Origin of the sequence: Mesorhizobium sp. B2-7-1, from assembly GCF_006440735.1 — a bacterium.
Taxonomy (GTDB): domain Bacteria; phylum Pseudomonadota; class Alphaproteobacteria; order Rhizobiales; family Rhizobiaceae; genus Mesorhizobium.
The window spans coordinates 1-18,535 of the sequence record NZ_VFUA01000123.1; the positions used below are offsets into that span (position 1 = coordinate 1).

Sequence of the window (18,535 nt, forward strand, 5' to 3'; positions counted from 1 at the left end):
GGCACGGGCAAGCCCGGTGCAAAGCACGATCGCTGCGAACGCCACTGCCGCAAATCTCAGTCGCATATCCTGTCCTCTCCGCGCAATTGGACGCATTTGGTGGCCTTCGCTTCGGCTGCCGAAGCCATTCCCGCTTATCATGCCCCGATGAAGATCAGCGACGGCGGCGAGCCGCAGTTCGATTGATAATCCCGACATATTACAGGAAGATAGTGGTCTTGACCGGGTTGGGGGATGTCATGACAATTGCCGTTCGTATCGCGCTATGCCTGCTGCTGGCGCTCGCTCCTTCGCATGCTCGGGCGCAAAGCGACGACAAGGCCATGATGATCGCCTCCGACGACGCCGAGATGGCGGCGGCGATCGAAAAGGCGCGATCGAGCCTCGATGAATTCCTGGCTTTGTCCGATACCCCGCCGCCTGGAACCGACAAGTTCAAGCTGAAGGTGATGATCGCCGACGGCAATGCGACGGAGCATTTCTGGGTCATCCCCTTCAAACGGACCGAGACCGGCTTCGTCGGCATATTGGCGAATGAGCCGGAAGTCGTTCAAAACGTCGTCCTCGGCCAGAACATCGAATTCACCAGGGACGATATTTCCGACTGGGGCTACACCAGGAATGGCCGTCAGGTCGGCAGCTTCACCGTCTGCGTGATGCTCAAGAAGATGTCGAAGGAAGAGGCCGACTCCATGCGCACTCAATACGGCTTCGACTGCTGATATCTATCCGCTCACTTCATCCCTCGCGCCGATCTTGCGCACCAGTGCAGCGGTGGCCAGCATCGCGCCAAAATCGGTGATCATTGGCGCGACGTGCATGTTGTAATCGATCGGCTGCGAGATGTCCGGCAGCTCGAAGAAGTTCTTGGACCTCGGCATCAGCAAAAAGCCGTCGCTGCCGCTGAGCGCCAACCGCGCCTGGTCGTAGGGCCATGTCTCGCGCAGCCAGGTCAGCGCCTGCGCCATCCGGCCGGTGACCAGCGGCCGCGCCGCCTCGACATTGTCGGTGCGGAATTCATAGGTGGCATCGAGGTCTTCGACGCCGGAGGATAGCTCCTGCATCTTGCTGGCGAACACGCCACGGAAGAAATGCGCTACCTTGCAGGCCTTGCGCGCCGCCACCAGCGTGCCCGGGAACGGCTCGATGGTCTCGCAGGCGACGATGACGCCCTTGAAAGCGGTCGTCTCGCTTTTGCCGGAGCCCTCCCAGAGCTTCGCCTCGTAGAGCTCGAAGGGAAAATCCTCGTAGCGCCCGGAAATGACGTCGTCGAAACTCTGGCGGCTGAAAGCGGCGACGGTTTCGCGCGGCATCCTCTCGAAGGAGTTCGGCCGCGTGCCATGCTGGTAGCGCACGTCGCGCACGAAGCCGAAGATCATCGGCAGCAGCGTGTCGCGGAACGATTGCTGCAGCCGGGTCGCTGGTCTCAGCGCCTGGAAATAGAGCAGCACCGCGACGACGAGGCCGCCGAGATAGAGAAAGACATGCGGCGTCGAGAACCATTGTTCGTGAGGATCGGCGGCAGCGTTGAACAGCCAGGCGATGAGCGCGACGAAGACGACGACGAGGCCGACGAACACCGGCACCCGCCAGCGCACCTGTCGCTGGACCGACGCCCGTTTCGCCTCATAATCCTCGATGCCGCGCCTGATGCCTGCGATCACCGCCTCGCTCGGCATGAAATCCGCTGCTTCCATGGCCACCCCCGGCCGCCGCTGACATGCGGCCATGATAGCGGTTTTTGCGCGAAAGTCGCCTGCGCTCGCTGCGGTCTGCAGCTAGGCCGCTGACGTGGGAAAAATCGCTTCCAGCCGGACCGCGACCCTCTGCTTGAGCGCGCCATCCAGAGCCTCGACCGGCACCAGCCGCTCATGGCTGCCTGCCCGCAGCCGCATGAAGAAATGCATCTTGTAGGCGGCGATGGCGCCGCGCGTAGCCGGATCGGCACTGACATCGACCACGAAAATCGAGCCGACGCGTGCCGGCCATGGCAGCCTTGCAAAGGCAGTGCCGAGAAAATCGCCAAGGCCGTAGGCGATCACGCTGCCGCCGATCCGCCCGATTGGCTGCACGACATGGGCATGATGCCCGACGATCAGCCCGGCGCCCTGATCCGCCAGCCGCCCTGCCAGCGCCCGCGTCGCCGGCCGCGGAAAATGCCGGAACTCCCAGTCCCAATGCGGCACCGCGCAGGTGAGGTCGATGCCGGCAACGGCGTCGCTGGGCCATTCGGCGGCACGCATCGAGATGCGCGCCTCGAACGACACGGCGTTCGTGTTGCGCCAGAGTGTGAAAGCCGCGAAGCCGATCGTCAGCGGTCCGGCTGAATGGCGCTGGACCGGTCCGCCGGCAACCGTGCCGATGGTTCGGATCCCGAGCCGGCTCAGCGCCGCGAGCGTTTCCTCGAAACCGGCTATGCCCTGATCGAGCATATGGTTGTTGGCCAAGGACAGCACCAGCCTGTCGCGCTCGATGCCGGCCGTTGCCAGCGCATCGGCCAGGAAACGCTCGCTCATCGCATGATGCGTGCCGAGCCACGTGCCGGCCACCGCATATGGGCGTTCGACGATCGGGCTTTCGCAATTGCCGACCACGAGGTCTGCGGATGAAAGCAGCGCCGCGATCGCCGGATCGCATTCCGGCGCATCGCGATTGGCGACCGCCGAAATGTCGCCGACGAAGGCCAGCCGCACCTTTCGCATGGGCTGCGGATCGAGCAAATTCGCCGCCGGCGCCGCCAAACCGCTCCTGTCGCCGGCAAGCGAGGGTCTCAGCAGGCGCGGCAGCCACGACAGTTTGTAGGCAAGCGGATAGTTCGACACGGGTCCATCCATTTTCGCCCTGTGTAGACTGTCTGACGGGCCGGTTGAAGCGGTCACCGGCGATCCTGCGACGGGCTCTCGGGCTGATCGAAATACGTGTATGCTCGCGTGTCATGCGGTGGAGGGCGACGACGATGCGTAGAGCGATCCTTGCAGCAGCCCTGTTTGCATTCCTGCCGGCGTCGTTTGCCTGGGCGGAGATGCCGGACGCGGCCAAGTCCATGTTCGAGGCGAAGAGCGTGGCCGACCGGAACACGGCGCTGTCTACCTTGGAGGCGGCAGCTGCCAAGGACCCGGCCTCGGCCTATGCGGCAGGCGCCGGCGAATTCTTCACCGCGCTCGAGTTCCTCGCCAGCGGCCTGCATCGCCACGGTTTCGAGAGCCCGAAATCCTTCATGCTGCCGCTGATGCAGCTGCCCGTGCCCGACAATCCCAACCCGCAGCCGCTGACCTACGAAGAATTCCGCGCCATCCTGGTCGCTTTCCGTGACCGGCTCGAAAAGTCGGCCGCCACGCTCGGCTCCGTGCCAAAAGATACCGATATCGGTATGGTGGTCGATCTCACCCGTGTCGGCATCGACCTCAATGAGGATGGCACACTCGCTCCCGACGAAAGCTTCGCCACCATCATGGCGTCGCTCTCACGCGGCAGCATCGACACGGGCAATACCGCGCCTTCGCTTACCTTCCGCTTCGACCGCGCCGACGGGTTTTGGCTGCAAGGCTACGCCGAATTCCTGATGGCGCAGGCCGATTTCTGGCTGGCGCATGATTTCCGCAATGCCTTCGACGGCTCGTTCCACATGCTGTTCCCGCGCGCCAAACTGCCGCTGCAGGACGCGCTGGTGCCGCTGAACGGTGGCATGAGCGGCAACATGTTCGCCTCGGAATGGCGCTTTGCGGACTTCATTTCGCTGGTGCATCTCGTCAACTGGCCGGTGATCGAGCCGGAACGCCGGCAAGCCGCGCGACGCCACCTGCTGGAGATGATCCGGCTGTCGCGCGAGGACTGGAAAGCGATCCTGGCCGAGACCGACAATGACCGCGAATGGCTGCCGGGACCGCAGCAGAAGGGCGTCAACCCGCTGACCGGCCTCGAGGTCGGCGAGGAGCAGGTGCAGGCCTGGCTCGCCACGCTGACGGTGGCCGAGGACCTCCTCGAAGGCCGCGTGCTGTTGCCGCATTTCCGCATCGCCGGCAAGGGCATCAACATGAAGCGCTTCTTCGACGAGCCGAAACCTTTCGACCTCGTCCTGTCGATCACCGGCCCCGGCATCGCGCCCTATCTCGAAAGCGGTAAGATCCTCACCAGCGACGATTTCGACCAGATCCAGCGCGAGTTCGGCGGCGCCGGATTCTTGACGTTTGCGCTATGGTTCAATTGAGGGTCGCAAGTCTTGGATTCCTCGCACCCATGAAATGGGGGAGAGGTGGCTCGGCGAAGCCGAGACGGAGAGGGAAGCGCCGGTTCGGGCGGAGAAAGCGCCTCGAAGAGAAGGGCTTGCGCCTTACGAAGCCCCCTCTCCGTCCGCTTCGCGGACACCTCTCCCCCGCCCCTGGCGGGGATGAGGAACCGAACCTTCGAGGTTGGCGCCAACCCATAGCTATTGTCAGAAAATAGCCCCCTGATAGAGCATCGCCTCCGCTTCTTCCGGCGCGAAACGCCGCGCCAGCGTGCGAAACGCGCTGTGGACGCCGTCGCGGTCTAGGTTGCAGCTTCTGAGGTGGCGGACGGCCAGGGTCGGATCAAATTCGGTGCGCCCGTGCAGGACCCGCTGATTGTCGAAGACCAGCACCTCGCCGGGCTTAAGCTGGTGCTGGAACTGGTTCGCCGGATCGCGGATCAGCCGCGTCAGCTCGGCAAGCGCTTCGATCAGCCCGTCGATCTCATCGACGGCACCTGTCTGCGGCGCCAGGCAACGGTCGTTGAAGCGCATGCCGGTGACAGCGCCGGTCGCGTCAAGGCTGATGACATGCGCCTCGGCGCTGAAGAACACGTCGCCGGCATGCTCGCGATGGAAAGTGACGCCATGACGGGTCAGCAGGTCGAAGAGTTCCGGCGTGTTTTTGCGCATTCGCTCGGCCACCTGGAAACCATCGACCATCAGCGAGGTGCCGCCGCTGCCGGCGCCGGTCCTGATGGCATGGAAGAAGATGAAGCCCGGCGGCGAATAGCGGAACGGCTCGTCGGTGTGCGGGATCTGCGCCCGCGCCGTCTCGCCGGCCACCCGCGCGTCGGGCCGTGAGACGAGGTCGAAGACCTTGCCGTAGCTGGTCTCGCGTACCGGACCGTAGCGGCCGGCGACGCGCAGCGTCGCCTCGGGCTCGGCCGGAACGCCGGTCAGCATCGCAATGCCGTGGTCGCGCAAGGCGCGCAGCGATCGAAAAAGCGTCTCGTCGTCCTCGACCACGGCGTCGAAGGCGAAGCGGCCGAGCCGGCTGGCGAGATCGCTATTCCACAGTTCCGGCTGAAAGCGTGGCGCGCCGAAATCGCCGGGCCGCCCGGCATGGACAGCCAGAAAGCCCGCCGCGAAGCGCGAGGCATGACCGTCCTGCCAGACCACATCCATTGTCCCGCCGGACGAGATTTCGATCGACATTGCCCGGATATCGGCGGGAACGTCCGCGGGCGTCAGCCAGCGTTTCCCGGAAGCGGTGTCGCCGCATGTCTCGCACTCACAGGCAAGCCGCAGCCAGCCCATCGACAGCCGGCCGGCGCTGCCGTCATCGAACTCGACCGCGATGCGTGTTCCTTCGTTGCGAATCGCTCGCAAGGAGGGCTGTGCCTCAAGGGCCCGGCCGACGGGGGCTGACTGTGTCTGTATATCGAGCATGGCAAAGCCCTCCTTGGATTGAACTGGCCTCAACAAATTAGGTCTATGGCGGCTGTGTTTGCAAACGAGTTTGCTTTCGCGAATTTTGAGGTAAGCTCAATCCATGACGCTTCTTCGCGACCTCCCTTTGTCGGCTTTGCGGGCGCTGGCCGCCGCCGCGCGGACCGGCAGTCTCACGCGCGCCGCCGACGAGCTCGGCGTCACGCCGGGCGCCGTCGGCCATCAGTTGCGGCAGTTGGAGGACCGGCTTGGCGTCAAGCTGGTCAGCCGCGAAGGCAACGGCATCGCGCTCACGCGCATTGCCGAGGCGGCGTTGCCCGACATCGACCGCGGCTTCGACGCGCTGGCCTCCGGGCTTAGGCGGCTGCGTTTCGAGCGCCGTGCCGATACCTTCACCATCGCAGCCGATCCTTCTTTCTCTTCGCTTTGGCTGGCGCCACGCCTCGACAGGGTCCGTGCGGCGCTCGGCAGGCTGGACGTGCGCATCGTCCTGTCGATCGCGCTGGACTCGATGCTGGAGGAAGGCATCGACCTCGCCATCAGCTACCGGAAGAGTTCGGCCAGGGATCTGGCATCGGCCGACCTCTTCACCGAAAGGGTAATCCCGGCCTGCGCCCCTGCGTTGATCGGAAGCCGCTCCGACCGGGACGGCGCCGGGATGCTCGACCGCCTGCCCCTCCTCCATATCGACCAGACCATGGGCGACGACGTCTATCCCACATGGGGAAACTGGTTCACTGCTGCCGGCGGCCAGCGCAAGAATATCGACCACGGATCGCGCTTCCCCTTGACCGTGCTGGCCGCGCAGGCCGCGATTTCCGGCATGGGCGCGTTGCTTGCCAGCGAACTGGTGCTACGGGAGCATTTCCGCTCCGGTCAGCTCATCGAGATTGCCCGCGAGGTTCCGGCATTGACCATCAGGCGTCGTCTGGTCTGGCCGGTGGATGGACCGAAGGCCCGTCATGCCGCCGCCGTCGCCGCGGCGCTTGCCGCGACCGCAATCGCGGAGGCGGACGGTCCCTGGCCCACCAAGTCATGACGCCTCTCCTGACAGCCTTCTGTCAGCAGCGTCCGCGCCCGGTCGGCGCCCATTCACTCGGCTCTTTCCATTTTGGCCGAGTCCTCCCATATTCGGGTCATGGCCAAACATCCTGACAAGAAGACGCCTTCGCAAGACGGCGCGCCGAAGCGGCGCAGTCCGCTGACCGAATTCCCCGACGCCGCCGAGCCGTTGAAGCCCGGTGGCTTTGCCGAGGCGCCGCAGGCCGAGTTTTCCGGCGCGCCGCTGACCGGCTCGATTGCCGATTGGGCCGGACAGATCGAGCGCGAGGCGGAAAAGCAGCCGAAGGCGAAGACGCCGAAGAAGATCCCCGAGCGCTCGTCCGCGCCGGGGCGCACGGCGCGCGGCACCTCGATGGGCGGCGCGGCGTCGGCCCGCGAACGCACGGCGGCGGGCCTCAACCCGGTCGCCGGTCTCGACATCTCGCTCGAAGACGCCGAGACCATGACCTCCAGTGGCGTTACCGCTACGGTCGCGGCGCTGTCGGCGCTGATCGAATCCGGCAATCCGCTACACAAGGACGGCGTGCTGTGGACGCCGCACCGCCCTGCCCGCCCCGACAAATCCGAAGGCGGCATCGCCATCAAGATGGTCTCGGATTTCGAGCCCGCCGGCGACCAGCCGACCGCCATCAAGGATCTGGTCGAGGGCGTCGACAACAATGACCGCACCCAGGTGCTGCTCGGCGTCACCGGCTCGGGCAAGACCTTCACCATGGCCAAGGTGATCGAGGAGACGCAGCGCCCTGCCCTGATCCTGGCGCCCAACAAGACACTGGCCGCGCAGCTCTATGCCGAGTTCAAGAAATTCTTCCCCGACAATGCGGTGGAGTATTTCGTCTCCTACTACGACTACTACCAGCCTGAAGCCTACGTCCCGCGCACCGACACTTTCATCGAGAAGGAATCCTCGATCAACGAGCAGATCGACCGCATGCGCCATTCGGCGACGCGCTCGCTGCTCGAGCGTGACGACGTCATCATCGTCGCCTCGGTCTCCTGCATATACGGTATTGGCTCGGTCGAGACCTACACGGCGATGACCTTCCAGATGCAGGTCGGCGACCGGCTCGATCAGCGTTCCCTGCTCGCCGACCTCGTCGCCCAGCAATATAAGCGCCAGGACATCAACTTCGTGCGCGGCTCTTTTCGCGTGCGCGGGGACACCATCGAGATCTTTCCGGCCCACCTGGAAGACCGCGCCTGGCGCATCTCGATGTTCGGCGACGAGATCGAGCAGATCACCGAATTCGATCCGCTGACAGGCCAGAAGACCGGCGAGCTGAAAAGCGTCAAGATCTACGCCAACTCGCACTATGTGACGCCGCGCCCGACCTTGAATCAAGCCATCAAGTCGATCAAGGAAGAGCTCAAGCAGCGCCTGCAAGAGCTTGAAAAAGCTGGCCGTCTTCTGGAAGCGCAGCGCCTGGAGCAGCGCACGCGCTTCGACCTGGAGATGCTGGAGGCGACCGGTTCCTGTGCCGGCATCGAGAACTATTCGCGCTATCTCACCGGCCGCCAGCCGGGCGATCCGCCGCCGACGCTGTTCGAATACATCCCCGACAACGCGCTGGTCTTCGTCGATGAGAGCCACGTCACCGTGCCGCAGATCGGCGGCATGTATCGCGGCGACTTCCGTCGCAAGGCGACGCTGGCGGAATACGGCTTCCGTCTGCCCTCCTGCATGGACAACCGGCCGCTGCGCTTCGAGGAATGGGACGCCATGCGTCCGCTTTCGGTCGCCGTTTCGGCGACGCCGGGCGGCTGGGAGATGGAGCAGTCCGGCGGCGTCTTCGCCGAGCAGGTCATCCGCCCGACCGGGCTGATCGATCCGCCGGTCGAAGTGCGTCCGGCCAAGAGCCAGGTCGACGATGTCGTCGGCGAGATCCGCGACACCACCCGTGCCGGCTATCGCACGCTGGTGACGGTGCTGACCAAGCGCATGGCCGAGGACCTCACCGAATATCTGCATGAGAACGGCATCCGCGTCCGCTACATGCATTCCGACATCGATACGCTGGAGCGCATCGAGATCCTGCGTGACCTGCGCCTCGGCGCCTTCGACGTGCTGGTCGGCATCAACCTGTTGCGCGAGGGCCTCGACATTCCCGAATGCGGCTTCGTGGCCATCCTCGACGCCGACAAGGAAGGTTTCCTGCGTTCGGAAACCTCGCTGATCCAGACCATCGGCCGCGCCGCCCGCAACGTCGACGGCAAGGTCATCCTCTATGCCGACCAGATCACCGGCTCGATGGAGCGGGCGATGGCTGAGACCAACCGCCGCCGCGAGAAGCAGATGGAATGGAACACCGCCAACGGCATCACGCCGGAATCGGTCAAGTCGCGCATCGCCGACATCCTCGACTCGGTCTACGAGAAGGACCATGTCCGCGCCGACATCTCGCAGTTCACCGACGATGCCGGCGCAATGATCGGCAACAATCTGAAAACCCATCTCGAGGCGCTGGACAAGCAGATGCGCGATGCCGCCGCCAATCTCGATTTCGAGAAAGCCGCGCGTGTCCGCGACGAGATCAAGCGGCTGCGCGAGATGGAGCTTGCCATCTCCGACGACCCGCTGGCGCGCGAGGTGGAAGGCCAGAGTCCAGCCTCGGGCCGCGAGAAGGGCAAGCACAACAAGGGCGTGGCCAAGCATCGTACGGCCGAGGAACAGGAACGCTTCCGCAAGCTCGACGAAGCCCGTGCCGCCGAGGAGGCGGCAAAGGCTGCCCGGCCCAACCTCTTCCGCAAGCCGCATCTCGACGAGATGGGCGCCGACGGCGCCGTGCCGGTGAAGAAGCCGCTCTTCGCCAAGCCGTCGATCGACGACATGGGTCCCGGCACCGACATGCCGACGCCGGCGGGTGCCGTGTCGCGCTCGCTGTTCAAGAAGCAGTCGGCGGCAGAAGCACACGGTTCCGATTTCGGTATTCCCGGCGACCGCACCAAGCCGTTGTTCCGCAAGAACTCGCTCGACGAGATGACGGTACGGCGGACGGAGAAGCCGGTCGAAGGAAAAGTGCCGGCGAAGCCAAAGCCGATCTCCCCCCCTGTGGGTGAGATGTCCGGCAGGACAGAGGGGGGCGCGAAGGAACGCGACGACAAACCTATTGTTCGCCAACGCTCCGGCATCGGCTCCTACGAGGACCCGGCCGACGAGCGTCGCCAGAAACGCCGGCCGAGCAAGACCGGGCGGCCGGGGCAGTAGCGCCTTTACCTTCTCCCCTTGTGGGAGAAGGTAAAGGTCAACTTGCCACCACTTCTCCCCCGGTGTACCCAATCCCCAACTCGAACATCCTGAAAGGAGGGCTGCGTGAACTACTACCACCATCGTCAGCGTGGCCCGATTTGTGCCCTGCGGGCTTGCTTGCAGGGCTGACTAAAACGGTCCGGGTTTTCCCGCTTCGATTTTTGGTCTGCCCTTCGTGGTGCCGCTGAGCTTGGCCTGATGGCCTGCCGGCGCACCGTCAAAGTGCATTGAGCCGGATTTTCCGGACTGACCAGAGAAATCGACATGGCCTTGATCAGCCTCAAATCCCTCGGCGTAACCATGAGTGCGCCGCTGTTTTCCAAACTTGACCTCACCATCGGCGCCGGCGACCGGCTCGGCATCGTCGCGGCCAATGGCCGTGGCAAATCCACGCTTCTCAAATGCCTGGCCGGCCAATTCGAACCGACCGCCGGCGACATCACCCGTTCGCGCGGCCTGCGCGTCGGCCATGTCGAGCAATCCGTCCCCGACGCATTGTTCGACCGCGGCTTCCATGACGTCGTCGCCGAGGCCTTGCCGGCCGATCAGCGCGACAGCGAGTCGTGGCGCGTCGACGTCGTGCTGGATTCGCTCGAAGTGCCGGAAGACATGCGCGGCCGGCCGATGCGCGCGCTGAGCGGCGGCTGGCAGCGGCTGGCCCTGATCGCCCGCGCCTGGGTCACCGATCCGGACGTGCTCCTGCTCGACGAGCCGACCAATCATCTCGACCTCGCAAGGATCAGCCAGCTGGAAACATGGCTCAACGCGCTGCCGCGCGAGGTGCCGGTGATCATCGCCAGCCACGACCGCGCCTTCCTCGACGCCACCACCAACCGCACGCTGTTTATGCGCCCAGAGGAATCGCCGGTGTTCGCGCTACCCTATTCCCGCGCCAGGCAGGCGCTCGACGAGCTCGATGCCTCCACAGCGCGCAAGTTCGAGCGCGACATGAAGATCGCCCAGCAGCTGCGCAAGCAGGCCGCCAAGCTGAACAATATCGGCATCAACTCCGGCAGCGACCTTCTGACGGTGAAAACCAAGCAGCTCAAGGGGCGGGCGGAACAGCTGGAGGATGCCGCCGTGCAAGCGCATCGCGAGCGCTCGGCCGGCGCGATCAAGCTGGCGAACCGCGGCACTCACGCCAAGGTGCTGATCACGCTCGAGGACGCGGCGGTCGAGACGCCTGACGGCACGCTGCTGTTCAGGACCGGCAAGCACCACATCTGCCAGGGCGATCGCATCGTGCTGCTTGGCCGCAACGGCGTCGGCAAGACGCGCTTCATCGCCATGATCCGCGACGCCATCGCCCAGCCGGGTTCGGTTGCGAACATCAAGGTGACGCCGTCGACCGTGCTCGGCTACGGCGACCAGGCGCTGTCTGGCATCGATGGCGACGACACCCCGCTGGCGATGGTCTCGCGCCGCTTCGAGATCGGCGAGCAACGCGCGCGTTCGCTGCTCGCCGGCGCCGGCGTCGCGATCGAAATGCAGGAGCGGAAGATCGGCGTGCTCTCCGGCGGACAGAAGTCCAGGCTGATGATGCTGGTGCTCAGGCTCATCCATCCCAATTTCTATCTGCTCGACGAGCCGACCAACCATCTCGACATCGACGGCCAGGAAGCATTGGAGGACGAGCTGCTGAAGCATCAGGCGAGCTGCCTGCTTGCCTCGCACGACCGCTCCTTCATCCGCGCGGTCGGCAACCGCTTCTGGCTGATCGACAGGCGGCGGCTGACCGGGGTCGACGACCCGGAAGCGTTCTTCCGCTCGGTCGCCGAAACGCCGAATTGAGCGATGATGCATCTGCTGGGCCGGCATTCAAAGCAATGCCGGCCCGGCATACTTTTCCATCTGCTAAAAAAGGAGCATCTTTAATTGCTCAGCCATGGAGGGAACGGGCCATGCGTGCAGTGGACATCGTCAGCAATCTCTACCAGGCCTATGCGGACCGCGACATCGAGGGCGCCTTGGCGCAGTGCGCCGAGGATGTCGTGTTCCGATGGATTGCCGATCCCCGGCAATCGCGTCATGCCGGCACCGCGCACGGCAAGCAGGAATTCCTCACCAAGCTGCTGGCGCTCGACGACGACTTCGAATACCGGCACTTCGTCCCGGTCGAGATCGTCGACGGCGGCGAAAAGGTCGCGGCACAGGTCGAGATCCACATGACGCGCCGCGCCACCGGCGAGGAGTTCATCATGCGCACCGCCAATTTCTGGACGGTCCGCGACGGCGAGATCATTGAGATGGTGGAATATTACGACACCGCGCTGGCCGCGTCGGTGTTCTGAAAAAAGATTGGGGCGATCTGTCGGATCGCCTGTTGCCGCCCCGTCCTTGGGATGCCGACACGATGATGCCGGCATCAACCAGGGAGAACCAACATGTCGGTATTGTCATCCATTGGCCGTCTTGCCAACCGGTATGCCCAGGCGCGCGCCCGTCACCGCAGCGAGCGCGTCCTGCTTTCGCTGCCCACCGAACTGCGCAAGGACATCGGCTTCCCGGAGATTTTCGAAACGCGCGAAAGCCGCCGCGCCGCCACCTTTTCGGCAAAGGTCATATAAAGCGGCATATCCAATGCGATCGTTCGCCGGTCGCCCGGGCTGCCGGGAATCGGCCCTTTAAGAAATTTTCGGGAGGCATGTAGGATCGCCGCCGGTTCGTCCGTCCTTGGGTGGCAAACCAGATCAAACCCGTGAAGAGGAACACGAGAATGAACGACCAGACCCCGCCCCGCGCCAAGGTCCTTGGCGGATTGACCCCCTATCTGCAGGTCGACGGCGCCATCAAGGCCGCCGAATTCTACAAGAAGGCTTTCGGCGCGGAGGAGGTGTTCGCCTATCCGCCGGACGACCAGGGCCGCACCATGCACATCCATCTCTATGTCAACGGCTCGACGCTGATGCTGGGGGACGCCTACCCCGAACACGGCCATCCGCATCAGACAGCGCAGGGCTATACGCTGCAGCTCCATCTCGGCAGCGACGATATCGATGCCTGGTGGAAGCGCGCGGTCGATGCCGGCTGCGAAGTCGTCACCCCGCTGCAGGTGATGTTCTGGGGCGATCGCTGGGGCCAGGTGAAAGACCCCTTCGGCGTCGCCTGGGCGATGAATGCGCCGGTGAAGTGAGACTGTCTACCTCTCCCCTGTGGGAGAGGTCGGATTGCCCCGAATTGCCCTTCGCAATTCGGTTGGCAATCCGGGTGAGGGGTAAGCTTGGTGCCAAGCTGGAGCGCCCTCATCCGTCTCGGCGCTGCGCGCCGATCCACCTTCTCCCACAGGGGGGGAGAAGGCAAAGCCGCGCCCAACCAAGGAGTTTCATCATGTCCTATGTCGATGGTTTCGTGCTTGCCGTGCCGAAGGCAAATCTCGATGCGTATAAGAAGCTAGCCGAGAATGGCGGCGCCGTGTGGATGGAGCACGGCGCGCTCTCCTATGTCGAATGCATCGGCGACGATGTGCCCTATGGCGAGCTGACCTCGTTCCCGCGCGCCGTGCAGGCCAAGGACGACGAGGTCGTTGTCTTCGCCTGGGTCGTCTACGAGTCCAAACAGAGCCGCGATGCGGTGATGGCCAAGGTGATGGCCGACGAGCGCCTCAAGATGGACTGGTCAGCCATGCCGTTCGACGGCAAGCGCATGATCTTCGGCGGCTTCCAGCCGTTCGTGGAGCTTTAAGGCATGTCTCCCGAAAGTGGGAACCGGTTTCGGGACAAAGACATGCATAAAATCAAGAGCCTAAAGCGCATGGAGCGAGTCTGAAGGATCGGGTGCCGGCACCGAAACTCGTCTTCATTTCTCAAGATAGGGCCGATGTATGCGCAAGCTGATCGTATTCAACAGCATATCGCTCGACGGCTATTTTACCGACGGGCACGGCGCCATGGACTGGGCGCACAGCCAGGATCCGGAATGGAACGCTTTCGTGGCCGACAATGCCAAGGGCGGAGGCATGCTGGTGCTCGGCCGCGTTACCTACGACCTGATGATCCAGTTCTGGCCGACGCCGCTGGCCGCGCAGATCGCACCAGTGGTGGCAGAACGCATGAACGCCATGCCCAAGGTCGTGTTTTCCCGAACGCTCGACACGGCGAGTTGGAACAACACCGAGTTGGTCAAAAGCGGGGCGGTGGCGAAGCTTCGACACCTGAAGGAGCAGCCGGGCAATCACATGACGATCCTGGGAAGCGGCAATCTCGTCGCTCAATTGGCCGAGGAGAACCTGATCGACGAATACCAGTTCGTCATCGTTCCGGTCATGCTTGGCGCCGGCAGGACGATGTTCGAAGGCATCGGCAACCGGCTCAATGTGAAGTTGGCCCGGTCACAGGCCTTCGGCAACGGCAACGTCTTCCTGCGCTATGAGCAGAAGGCGCGGGCCGCCTGATGCATCCAAAGGGTCAGGACGACGTTTCAACCGACGTCATCCTGATCCGCACGCAACATCGGTCTGGCTGTTCAGTCCAGCTTGTCGAGCAGCGGCTTCAGCCGGTCCCCATACCGCTTCCACAGATCGACCGAGCCCTGGTACATCGGCTGGCGCACCTGCGCCGCCGAGGCGGTGCGAACCGGCCGGTCCGTCTCGTGGAACGACAGCACCTTGTCGTCCCAGGGCAGGCCGAGATACGCCATCAGCGCCCGCGTCTGCCCTTCCTGGTCGGCGACGAAATCCTCGTAGCGCACATCGTGCACGACGCCCGGCAGCACCTTGTGCCAATGCGCCATGATGTCGGTGTAGAGGTTGTGGAAATCGGCGAGCTCGCCGAGATCATAGCCATAGCGATGGCTGTCGCCGCGGAAATGCACCTTGAAGATCGACAGGCATGTCGCCGCGGCGTCGCGCGCGCAATGGACGATCTTGGCCTTCGGCAGCATCATGTGCAGGAAGCCGACCAGAAGGAAGTTGCCCGGCATCTTGTCGGTGACATGGCGATAGCCCGGATAGCGGCTATGCAGCATGTCGAGATAGGCCTGGCCGGCTTCGGCGAACGCCTTGTCGGGCATGTCGGCGATGCCGGCGGGGAAGCCGCCCGGCATGTTCATCGGAAACTGCTTGCCGACGGCGGTCTTCAGAATGTTCAACTCGCCGGCGCCAAGGACCTGCGGGTGGCTGGCGATGATCTGCTCGACCAGCGTGGTGCCGGAACGCGGCATGCCGACGACGAAGATCGGCGTGTCGTCGGAAATGCCGCTTGGCTTGTGCTTCTCGAAGAAGGCCGTGTCGAAGGCCGCCTTCATCGCCTCGAATTCGCCGCGCGTGCGCGCAGTATCGTAGCCGATGCCCTTGCGGCGGATGGCATTGCCCTCGGCGAAATAGTCGAAGGCGCGGCCATAATCCTTGAGGTCGTCATTGACCTTGCCCAGGCCGAAGGAGAGCTGCATGCGCGCCAGGCTGCCCTGCGGTGCCTTGGCGTGCTCGGCCTCCATGCCGGCAAGCTCCTTGTCGCGCTCGGTCTGGCGCTTGACCTGCGTGAGCAGCAGCCAGGCCCTGGCCATGTTGGGGGCGACAGCCAATGCCTGGCGGGCGAAATCGGCCGCTTCGTCGAGCTTGCCCTTCTCCATCATCGCGACGCCCAGCCCGTAGAGAAGCTCGGCGTCCTTCGGCCGGATCGACAGCGCCTCGCGGAACAGCTTGATCGCCTCGTCCAGGCGCCCGGCTTCCTGCAGGGTCTCGGCAAGGCCGATGCGCGCGCGGACATGGAACGGGTTCCGGCCGATCGTGCCGCGATAGATCTCCTCGGCCGCGTCGAACTGCCCAAGCTGCGTCAGCGACGAACCGAGATTGTCGCGCGCGGCCAGTTGGTCGGGCCGGATATCCACCGCGCCGCGGAAGAAATCGATCGCGGCGGGGACGCGCCCGAGGTCGCGCATCACCGTGCCCATATTGTTGAGGAAGTCGGCATTCTCCGGCTGCAGCGTCACCGACTGCTCGAGGAGATCGAGCCCTTCCTCGCTCCTGCCGGTTTGGTGCAGCAGCAATCCGAGGAAATGCAGCGCGGCGGCATGGTTCGGCTGCTGGCCCAGGACCTGCCGGTAGAGCGCCTCGGCCTCCTGGCGGCGCCCCGCCTGATGCAGCTGCAGCGCCTTTTGCACATACGGGTCGAGCGGGCTGGCCGAGCCACCTGGCCTGCCGCCGGCGTTTGCCGCTCTTCTGTGATCTTTGCTAATGGGAAACCTGCCGTATTCGTTGGTCCGCCGGACCTAAGCCATGCGGGCAAGAGATTCAAGACAAAGCGTCAGCGCGCGTCGCGGTATCCATCTGCGCAGATGGATACCGCCGCCTTTCAGCAGGGCCCGTCGCCGACGATGCGATAGTCTGCCGCGCGCGCCTCGCACGCGTTCGGGAAGGTCCGCACTTGCCCATGGCGCCTGGCGCAAACCGGAGCGTATTCGCGCGTGCAGAAGGCTTGGTCTCCACCGCCACCGCCGCCACCGTCGCGGCAAGGGCCGTCGCGCATGATGCGGTAGCCTTCCCTTTCGGCCAGGCAGGCATTGGCGAAGGTCTGGCGGTCGCCGCCGCGCCGGGCGCAGACCGGTTCGTATTGCATGGTGCAGAGCTGCGGATGCGGCCGGGGCGGCCGCGGGCGCGGACCATCGTCGACGACGACGGTACAGGCCGCCAGCAGCGCGGACAGCATGAAAATGACAACGCCCTGCCGTGACACCGCAAGAAACCGCATATGTCCCTCCTCCATCCTGGCGCGTGATGCCGGCTCGCGATATCCTCGCATCCTGCGCGGTAAACGCAACCACCGTTTGTGGAGCCGCGGAACCCCGTCGTCGCCGCCCTCATACTGGCCTATGCTTGGCCCGCCTCTGGCCGATGACCCGCGGTGGCACGGGGTCTATCGAGGCCCCAGCGTTGGACGCGCCGCGGGCCGCCCGCGAGCGTCATCTTGCAACCATCACGTTTCCGTGTAATAAAAGCCATGTTCGGGCATTTGCGACCCGGAGAGCGGCACGTTTTGGACGACCTTTCCCCGACAAGTGTGAATCTCTGACAGCCCCGTTTTTCGGCGGGGGGTTTGACCATGCGCAAATGCATGACCGCCGAAGCAACCACCGGGATTTGCCCAAGGCGCGAGGCAGCGGGCGAACCACCAAGACTGACACGGGTGAAGGAGTTTTCCCCAATGGCCCAGACCGGTACCGTAAAGTTCTTCAATGCCACCAAAGGCTTCGGCTTCATCACGCCGGATGGCGGCGCCAAGGACGTGTTCGTCCACATTTCCGCGATCGAGGCCTCTGGCCTGCGCACGCTGGTCGACGGCCAGAAGGTCACCTTCGACGTCGAGCCGGACCGCATGGGCAAAGGCCCGAAGGCGGTCAACCTGCGCGCCGCCTGATCGCCGGGACAGCCCGTCCTTGCGGATGCAATGGGCGGCAGGCTGATGAACCGGCGTCTGGACAGGCCTGAAATTGCGAAGGCGCGACCCTTTCGGTCGCGCCTTTTTTGCGCGCAAATGCATGGATCGGCAGGCGAAAACTTTCTCTTGCCGATAGCGCTAAAATAAAGGACAAATTTCCTCTCGGGCAGTTTGCCGGCCCGAGACTTGACTTGATGGGATCAAAGGAGTTTCCCATGCCGCAGACCGGCACCGTCAAATTCTTCAACCATGCCAAGGGCTTCGGCTTCATCACGCCCGACGATGGCGCGAAGGATGTCTTCGTCCACATTTCGGCTGTGCAGGCGTCGGGCCTTCCCGGTCTCGAGGATGGGCAGAAAGTGACATTCGACACCGAGCCGGACAAACGCGGCAAGGGTCCGAAGGCCGTCAATCTGTCGATCGGCTAAGCCGGCTCACGACGGATCCGACGGAGGGCTTTACAGGCGGGACTGCTCCCGCCCGGAATGGATTGCGCCCAGGTCCCGAAAAGCCGCCCGCTTCGAAAACCGGCCAGGGCTCGAAAAATCGCCCAGATCCGGAAATCGCCAAAATTCGGAAATCGCCAGTCACGAAAAATCGTTTGCGCCGATTTCCGTTCAGCCTCCGTTCAGCCACGGTCTTCTATTAACCTTTGCTAAAGCCGGTTCGTATCCCCCAAAAAATGCGCGGGCCGGCGCGAAGGAGACCGAAAATGAACCGCTTTCTCAAGACCGCCATCCTGAGCGTTGGCATTGCCGCGACCACCTTGGCCACCTTCTCGGCGGCCAATGCCGACGACTGGCGCTGGCACCATCATCGTGATCGCGGCGGCGACGCCCTTGCCGCCGGCGTGGTCGGCTTGGCGGCAGGCGCCCTGATCGGCAGCGCGCTCAGCAACCCCGGGCCGCGCTATTACGAACCGGCCTATGGTGACGACTATTATGTCGACCGGCCGGTGCGCCGCTACTACGTGCAACAGCCGCGCGTCGTCTATGCCGACCGCTACGCCGAGCCGTGGACCCGTGGCTGGTACGAGTATTGCTCAGACCGCTACCGCTCCTTCAACTCGCGCACCGGCACCTTCACCGGCAATGACGGCGCCCAGCATTTCTGCGTCGCCAATTAATGCATGTCGCCCAGAAGTGTGCTCGGTTCTGGGACAACGACATGCATCAAAACAAAGACTTAAAGCGCGTCGCC

The 18,535-nt window shown here is 64.1% G+C and carries 19 protein-coding genes; 14 read left to right on the forward strand and 5 right to left on the reverse strand.

Features of this window, described 5'->3' with window-relative positions:
* Together FJ471_RS35110 and FJ471_RS29905 are read left to right on the forward strand one after the other, a co-directional pair.
* On the forward strand, positions 1 to 186 hold a 186-nt coding region (locus FJ471_RS35110; RefSeq protein WP_210242063.1), incomplete at its 5' end, for a hypothetical protein.
* Between the two features lie 53 nt (positions 187 to 239).
* Positions 240 to 722 carry a DUF2314 domain-containing protein gene (locus FJ471_RS29905; RefSeq protein ID WP_140808739.1) on the forward strand — a complete coding sequence of 161 codons (483 nt, stop codon included), beginning with the start codon at positions 240 to 242 and terminating at the stop codon, positions 720 to 722.
* A gap of 3 nt (positions 723 to 725) precedes the next feature.
* On the opposite strand, the gene FJ471_RS29910 is transcribed toward FJ471_RS29905, so the two are convergent.
* Both FJ471_RS29910 and FJ471_RS29915 read right to left on the reverse strand, forming a co-directional pair.
* Positions 726 to 1,697, reverse strand: coding sequence for a DUF3137 domain-containing protein (locus FJ471_RS29910; RefSeq protein WP_140808741.1), 972 nt, complete (start codon positions 1,695 to 1,697; stop codon positions 726 to 728).
* A gap of 81 nt (positions 1,698 to 1,778) precedes the next feature.
* On the reverse strand, positions 1,779 to 2,822 hold the full coding sequence (locus FJ471_RS29915; RefSeq protein WP_140808743.1) for a CapA family protein: 1,044 nt from the start codon (positions 2,820 to 2,822) through the stop codon (positions 1,779 to 1,781).
* 134 nt (positions 2,823 to 2,956) lie between these two features.
* Here FJ471_RS29915 and FJ471_RS29920 point away from each other — a divergent pair, with 134 nt between their 5' ends.
* Positions 2,957 to 4,207, forward strand: coding sequence for a hypothetical protein (locus FJ471_RS29920; RefSeq protein ID WP_140808745.1), 1,251 nt, complete (start codon positions 2,957 to 2,959; stop codon positions 4,205 to 4,207).
* A gap of 225 nt (positions 4,208 to 4,432) precedes the next feature.
* On the opposite strand, the gene FJ471_RS29925 is transcribed toward FJ471_RS29920, so the two are convergent.
* Positions 4,433 to 5,596 (reverse strand): TauD/TfdA family dioxygenase, encoded by a 1,164-nt coding sequence (locus FJ471_RS29925; RefSeq protein ID WP_181179843.1) that lies wholly within the window; start codon positions 5,594 to 5,596, stop codon positions 4,433 to 4,435.
* A gap of 163 nt (positions 5,597 to 5,759) precedes the next feature.
* Here FJ471_RS29925 and FJ471_RS29930 point away from each other — a divergent pair, with 163 nt between their 5' ends.
* From FJ471_RS29930 to FJ471_RS29965, 8 genes are all read left to right on the forward strand, one after another.
* Positions 5,760 to 6,695: a LysR substrate-binding domain-containing protein gene (locus tag FJ471_RS29930; RefSeq protein ID WP_140808749.1), complete on the forward strand. Its 936-nt coding sequence runs from the start codon at positions 5,760 to 5,762 to the stop codon at positions 6,693 to 6,695.
* A gap of 99 nt (positions 6,696 to 6,794) precedes the next feature.
* Positions 6,795 to 9,923, forward strand: a complete 3,129-nt coding sequence (uvrB, locus tag FJ471_RS29935; RefSeq protein ID WP_140808751.1) for an excinuclease ABC subunit UvrB — start codon at positions 6,795 to 6,797, stop codon at positions 9,921 to 9,923.
* 306 nt (positions 9,924 to 10,229) lie between these two features.
* The gene (locus FJ471_RS29940; RefSeq protein ID WP_140808753.1) at positions 10,230 to 11,756 is read left to right on the forward strand and encodes an ABC-F family ATP-binding cassette domain-containing protein; all 1,527 of its coding nucleotides are present in this window, start codon (positions 10,230 to 10,232) and stop codon (positions 11,754 to 11,756) included.
* Positions 11,757 to 11,866: 110 nt separating this feature from the next.
* Complete coding sequence (locus FJ471_RS29945; RefSeq protein ID WP_140808755.1) at positions 11,867 to 12,256, forward strand: nuclear transport factor 2 family protein; 390 nt, start codon at positions 11,867 to 11,869, stop codon at positions 12,254 to 12,256.
* Positions 12,257 to 12,349: 93 nt separating this feature from the next.
* Positions 12,350 to 12,532, forward strand: a complete 183-nt coding sequence (locus FJ471_RS29950; protein WP_140808757.1) for a hypothetical protein — start codon at positions 12,350 to 12,352, stop codon at positions 12,530 to 12,532.
* 149 nt (positions 12,533 to 12,681) lie between these two features.
* On the forward strand, positions 12,682 to 13,098 hold the full coding sequence (locus tag FJ471_RS29955) for a glyoxalase/bleomycin resistance/extradiol dioxygenase family protein (protein ID WP_140808759.1): 417 nt from the start codon (positions 12,682 to 12,684) through the stop codon (positions 13,096 to 13,098).
* Between the two features lie 194 nt (positions 13,099 to 13,292).
* Positions 13,293 to 13,646: a DUF1428 family protein gene (locus FJ471_RS29960; RefSeq protein ID WP_140808761.1), complete on the forward strand. Its 354-nt coding sequence runs from the start codon at positions 13,293 to 13,295 to the stop codon at positions 13,644 to 13,646.
* A gap of 139 nt (positions 13,647 to 13,785) precedes the next feature.
* Positions 13,786 to 14,355, forward strand: coding sequence for a dihydrofolate reductase family protein (locus FJ471_RS29965; protein WP_140808763.1), 570 nt, complete (start codon positions 13,786 to 13,788; stop codon positions 14,353 to 14,355).
* Positions 14,356 to 14,426: 71 nt separating this feature from the next.
* Here the strand turns inward: FJ471_RS29965 and FJ471_RS29970 are convergent, their stop codons facing one another.
* Both FJ471_RS29970 and FJ471_RS29975 read right to left on the reverse strand, forming a co-directional pair.
* Positions 14,427 to 16,061 carry a sulfotransferase gene (locus FJ471_RS29970; protein ID WP_140808764.1) on the reverse strand — a complete coding sequence of 545 codons (1,635 nt, stop codon included), beginning with the start codon at positions 16,059 to 16,061 and terminating at the stop codon, positions 14,427 to 14,429.
* Between the two features lie 191 nt (positions 16,062 to 16,252).
* The gene (locus tag FJ471_RS29975; protein WP_140808766.1) at positions 16,253 to 16,648 is read right to left on the reverse strand and encodes a Kazal-type serine protease inhibitor domain-containing protein; all 396 of its coding nucleotides are present in this window, start codon (positions 16,646 to 16,648) and stop codon (positions 16,253 to 16,255) included.
* A gap of 453 nt (positions 16,649 to 17,101) precedes the next feature.
* Here FJ471_RS29975 and FJ471_RS29980 point away from each other — a divergent pair, with 453 nt between their 5' ends.
* From FJ471_RS29980 to FJ471_RS29990, 3 genes are all read left to right on the forward strand, one after another.
* Positions 17,102 to 17,314 (forward strand): cold-shock protein, encoded by a 213-nt coding sequence (locus FJ471_RS29980; protein ID WP_006202520.1) that lies wholly within the window; start codon positions 17,102 to 17,104, stop codon positions 17,312 to 17,314.
* A 236-nt stretch (positions 17,315 to 17,550) separates the two neighbouring features.
* The gene (locus FJ471_RS29985; protein WP_006202521.1) at positions 17,551 to 17,763 is read left to right on the forward strand and encodes a cold-shock protein; all 213 of its coding nucleotides are present in this window, start codon (positions 17,551 to 17,553) and stop codon (positions 17,761 to 17,763) included.
* A 284-nt stretch (positions 17,764 to 18,047) separates the two neighbouring features.
* Positions 18,048 to 18,461: a BA14K family protein gene (locus FJ471_RS29990; protein WP_140808768.1), complete on the forward strand. Its 414-nt coding sequence runs from the start codon at positions 18,048 to 18,050 to the stop codon at positions 18,459 to 18,461.
* Positions 18,462 to 18,535: the final 74 nt, after the last annotated feature.

Bases quoted from the DNA above. Each gene is read 5' to 3' on its own strand.
- FJ471_RS29905 (WP_140808739.1), top strand. From the start codon at position 240: ATGACAATTGCCGTTCGTATCGCGCTATGCCTGCTGCTGGCGCTCGCT.
- FJ471_RS29910 (WP_140808741.1), bottom strand. From the start codon at position 1,697: ATGGAAGCAGCGGATTTCATGCCGAGCGAGGCGGTGATCGCAGGCATC.
- FJ471_RS29920 (WP_140808745.1), top strand. From the start codon at position 2,957: ATGCGTAGAGCGATCCTTGCAGCAGCCCTGTTTGCATTCCTGCCGGCG.
- FJ471_RS29930 (WP_140808749.1), top strand. From the start codon at position 5,760: ATGACGCTTCTTCGCGACCTCCCTTTGTCGGCTTTGCGGGCGCTGGCC.
- uvrB (WP_140808751.1), top strand. From the start codon at position 6,795: ATGGCCAAACATCCTGACAAGAAGACGCCTTCGCAAGACGGCGCGCCG.
- FJ471_RS29940 (WP_140808753.1), top strand. From the start codon at position 10,230: ATGGCCTTGATCAGCCTCAAATCCCTCGGCGTAACCATGAGTGCGCCG.
- FJ471_RS29945 (WP_140808755.1), top strand. From the start codon at position 11,867: ATGCGTGCAGTGGACATCGTCAGCAATCTCTACCAGGCCTATGCGGAC.
- FJ471_RS29950 (WP_140808757.1), top strand. From the start codon at position 12,350: ATGTCGGTATTGTCATCCATTGGCCGTCTTGCCAACCGGTATGCCCAG.
- FJ471_RS29955 (WP_140808759.1), top strand. From the start codon at position 12,682: ATGAACGACCAGACCCCGCCCCGCGCCAAGGTCCTTGGCGGATTGACC.
- FJ471_RS29960 (WP_140808761.1), top strand. From the start codon at position 13,293: ATGTCCTATGTCGATGGTTTCGTGCTTGCCGTGCCGAAGGCAAATCTC.
- FJ471_RS29965 (WP_140808763.1), top strand. From the start codon at position 13,786: ATGCGCAAGCTGATCGTATTCAACAGCATATCGCTCGACGGCTATTTT.
- FJ471_RS29975 (WP_140808766.1), bottom strand. From the start codon at position 16,648: ATGCGGTTTCTTGCGGTGTCACGGCAGGGCGTTGTCATTTTCATGCTG.
- FJ471_RS29980 (WP_006202520.1), top strand. From the start codon at position 17,102: ATGGCCCAGACCGGTACCGTAAAGTTCTTCAATGCCACCAAAGGCTTC.
- FJ471_RS29985 (WP_006202521.1), top strand. From the start codon at position 17,551: ATGCCGCAGACCGGCACCGTCAAATTCTTCAACCATGCCAAGGGCTTC.
- FJ471_RS29990 (WP_140808768.1), top strand. From the start codon at position 18,048: ATGAACCGCTTTCTCAAGACCGCCATCCTGAGCGTTGGCATTGCCGCG.